Below are 3,826 nucleotides of genomic sequence, written 5' to 3'. Positions count from 1 at the left end.
CATGTATCGACGAATCGTGTTGAGCGACAACGCCGGCGTGGTTCCCGACGACGCCTATGACCAGCTGCGCGGCGCCATCGCGGCGGTGTTTCGGTCGTGGAACTCGCCGCGCGCCAAGGCCTATCGGCGGTACCACCGCCGGGATGACGCCGGCGGTACCGCCGCGGTAGTGCAAGCGATGGTGTTCGGGAACCTGGGTGCCTCGTCGGGCACCGGTGTGGTGTTTTCGCGCAACCCCATGACCGGCGCCGACGAGCCGGTCGGGGAGTGGCTTGCCGGCGGACAGGGCGACGCGGTGGTGTCGGGATCAGTCGACTGCGAGCCGCTATCGATGTTGCGCGACCAACAACCCGCGGTCTATCAGCAGCTGCTGGCAGCGGCCCGTCGTCTCGAGCACCGCGAACGCGATGTGCAAGACGTCGAATTCACCGTCGAGCAGGGTCGGCTGTGGCTCCTGCAAACGCGCAGCGCCAAGCTCTCTGCATCGGCGGAAGTCACACTGGCGCTGCGGTTTCGCGCCGAGGGGCGCATCGATGACGTCGACGTGCTGCGCCGGGTGACGCCGGCTCACATCGAGACACTGTTGCTGCCGTTCCCCGAACCTGAGGCCAGAGTTGCCGCGCCCCTGCTGGCCCGGGGTTTGCCGGCCTGTCCCGGATTCGGGACCGGCCGGGCCTACGCCGACGTCGACGCCGCCGTCGACGCCGCCGACCGGGGCGAGGACGTCATCCTGGTGCGAGCCTCGACCAGTCCCGAGGATGTCAGCGGCATGGTGGCGGCCCGCGGCGTCGTGACGGAAGTGGGTGGCGTCACGTCCCATGCGGCGGTCGTCAGCCGGGAGCTCGGTCGCCCTGCCGTGGTTGGCTGCGGCGCGGGTGTCGTTGCCGCACTTGACCGCAAGCTGGTCACCGTCGACGGAACGGCCGGCGAGGTCAGGGCGGGCGCGCTGCCGTTCACCGCGTGGTCGGAGCGCGACTCGGCTGAGTTGGCCGAGCTCGCCGATATCGCACGAAGCGTCAGCCCACTGCGGGCCCACCACAACGGCCCATACGTTCGACTCGAGGACACCGCACCTTCGGCAGTGCAGTCGGCTATCGACGCCGGACACACCGATGTGGTGTCGAACCATCCGCTGATTGCCATGTTGACCGCACTTCACGCCGGGAACTGGCCATGATGGAGCTCAAGGTCCTGCAAGCGGTGCGGCTCAAGGGACGTGTGACTCTCGACGAGGTGGCTGCCGGCGTCGACGAAGACCGAGCAGCTGTCGGCGAGGCTGTCACCCACCTGAGCCACGCGGATCTGCTGCTGGCTGATTCGACGCTGCGGTTGACCCCGGCCGGACGTGCTCGGCTGGAAGCGCTGCTCGCGGCGGAACGTCAGTCGATTGATCGGGATGCGATTGCGGCTGCCTATCGGCAATTCCGTCAGGTGAACCGGGTTTTCAAAGCCGTGGTCACCGATTGGCAACTCCGTGACGGCCAGCCCAATGGGCACGACGATCCCGGGTACGACGCCGCGGTGCTGGCCCGATTGGTTGACGTCCATCAGCGCGTCGTTCCGGTCATTTCGACAGCAGCACAACAGATCCCACGGCTGGCGGGATATGGGCGCAAACTGGCTGCCGCGTACGCCAAGGTGCAGCAGGGTGACACCGCCTGGCTGACCCGTCCGCTCGTCGACTCATACCACACGGTGTGGTTCGAACTACACGAAGAATTCATCGGCGCAGCCGGGTTGACGCGCGAGGCAGAGGCCGAGGCCGGGCACGGGGGCTAGGAGTGGGCTAGGAGGACGTTCGGCGCGGCGATGCCTACTTATCGGCCTGAGTGGGTACTCAGTCTCTGGAGGCTGCCCGCAGCGCCAAGGCGGCCCGCTGATCAGGAGGTACTTCATGACTGAGCGCTACACCACCACCGATGGCGGTGCGCCGGCTCCGAGCGACGAACTGTCGCTGACCATCGGCCCAGACGGCCCGCTTCTGCTCCAGGATCACTACCTGATCGAGCAGATGGCGCAGTTCAACCGCGAGCGCATCCCAGAGCGCCAGCCGCACGCCAAGGGCGGCGGCGCGTTCGGACACTTCGAGGTGACCGGCGACGTCAGCAAGTACACCAGGGCGGCGGTGTTCCAGCCGGGCACCAAGACCGAGACCTTGATCCGGTTTTCCACCGTCGCCGGCGAGCGAGGAAGCCCAGACACCTGGCGCGACCCGCGCGGATTTTCGCTGAAGTTCTATACATCCGAAGGCAACTTCGACATGGTCGGTAACAACACGCCGGTCTTCTTCATGCGGGACCCGATGAAGTTTCAGCATTTCATTCGTTCGCAAAAGCGTATGCAGGCGACGAACATGCGCGACCACAACATGCAGTGGGACTTCTGGACCTTGTCGCCGGAGTCGGCGCACCAGGTGACCTGGTTGATGGGCGATCGCGGTATCCCCAAGAGCTGGCGGCAGATGAACGGCTACAGCAGCCACACCTACAGCTGGATCAACGCCGCCGACGAGATCTTCTGGGTGAAGTACCACTTCATCAGCGACCAGGGCATCGACTACCTGACGCAAGAAGAAGGCGACCAGCTGGCCGGCGAGGACGGCGATTACCACCAGCGCGACCTCTACAACGCGATCGAGGGCGGCGACTTCCCGAGCTGGATATTGAAAATGCAGATCATGCCGTTCGAGGAGGCCAAAACCTATCGGTTCAACCCCTTCGATCTGACCAAGGTGTGGCCGCACAGCGACTATCCGCTGGTCGATGTCGGCAAGCTGACGTTGGATCGCAACGTCACCGACCATCACACCGAGATCGAGCAGGCCGCGTTCGAGCCGAACAACATGGTGCCCGGCACCGGCCTGAGCCCGGACAAGATGCTGTTGGCCCGTGGCTTCTCCTATGCCGACGCGCACCGCGCCCGACTGGGAACCAACTACAAGCAGATCCCGGTCAACTCGCCGCACGTGGACGTCGACAGCTACTCCAAAGACGGGGCGATGCGGATGCGCAACGTCTCCGACCCGGTGTATGCGCCGAACTCCTACGGCGGCCCGCATGCCGATCCGGAGCGTGCCGCCGAGATCCGCTGGCAGGCCGACGGCGACATGATCCGCTCCGCCTACACCTTGCATGCCGAGGACGACGACTGGGGCCAGGCCGGGATGCTGGTGCGCCAAGTTCTCGACGACGCCGCGCGAGACCGGTTAGTGCACAACATTGTTGGGCACCTGTCGAAGGGCGTCGTAGAGCCGGTCTTGTCCCGCGCGTTCGAGTACTGGCGCAACGTCGATTCCGATATCGGGAAAAAAGTTGAGGAGGAATTCCGGTCGCGCTAGCTCCGTCGTGACGGGGATGGCCGAGAAGCAGTTGGAAGCCGTCCACATTCCCGGAGCCGACCGCCAAGTGCAATGTCGGCGCAACACTCTCGGTGCGCAGTCCACGAACCCAAGGGTTGCAGGACCGCCGCGTAAGACGCGATCACGGCAGAAACTGAGACAGGACGTGACAGGGATGGGCTGAAGAAGTCCATGACCACAAGTATTCCGCTGCACGACAATGGATTACAGCTGCGTGGGGTCACGTCCCCCTGGTCGGGCAGCGCTGTCTAGGGAACCGCCGGTACCACCACAATCCGGCGGTTGGCGCTGTGCCAGAACGCGTCGAGGGCGGCGATAGCGGTGTCGTGGGTGATCAGCCAGTGCCCGCCCTGGTCGGTCAGCACGATCGGCTCGGGTGCTGTGTGCAGGTAAATCGGTATCGGTCCCGTTGCGGCCAGGGTGGCTCCAGCCAGGTTGTCGGGTGCGGGCTGAATATCGGTCACGACG

Annotated in this window: 3 protein-coding genes and 1 pseudogene; 3 read left to right on the top strand and 1 reads right to left on the bottom strand. The window is 65.2% G+C overall.

The annotated features are described in order from the left end of the window. From AC2VOU_RS11400 to AC2VOU_RS11390, 3 genes are all read left to right on the top strand, one after another. Positions 1-1,177: pyruvate, phosphate dikinase (locus AC2VOU_RS11400; RefSeq protein ID WP_486957476.1), on the top strand; the 1,177-nt coding region annotated here is incomplete at its 5' end. Beyond that, positions 1,174-1,779 (top strand): MarR family transcriptional regulator, encoded by a 606-nt coding sequence (locus AC2VOU_RS11395; RefSeq protein ID WP_486957475.1) that lies wholly within the window; start codon positions 1,174-1,176, stop codon positions 1,777-1,779. The genes AC2VOU_RS11400 and AC2VOU_RS11395, both read left to right, overlap by 4 nt. Before the next feature lie 115 nt (positions 1,780-1,894). After that, positions 1,895-3,337, top strand: coding sequence for a catalase (locus AC2VOU_RS11390; RefSeq protein ID WP_486957474.1), 1,443 nt, complete (start codon positions 1,895-1,897; stop codon positions 3,335-3,337). 269 nt (positions 3,338-3,606) lie between these two features. Here the strand turns inward: AC2VOU_RS11390 and AC2VOU_RS11385 are convergent. Continuing rightward, positions 3,607-3,826, bottom strand: a pseudogene (locus tag AC2VOU_RS11385) (hypothetical protein); the annotation flags it as partial.

The organism is Mycobacterium sp. TH-M25 (assembly GCF_057473665.1).
Note: the sequence above shows the minus strand (reverse complement) of the source record. Positions and strands in the feature narration are given on the sequence as shown.

What these genes read in the sequence shown, in the direction of transcription:
- AC2VOU_RS11395 (WP_486957475.1), top strand. Translation starts at nt 1,174, where the DNA reads ATGATGGAGCTCAAGGTCCTGCAAGCGGTGCGGCTCAAGGGACGTGTG.
- AC2VOU_RS11390 (WP_486957474.1), top strand. Translation starts at nt 1,895, where the DNA reads ATGACTGAGCGCTACACCACCACCGATGGCGGTGCGCCGGCTCCGAGC.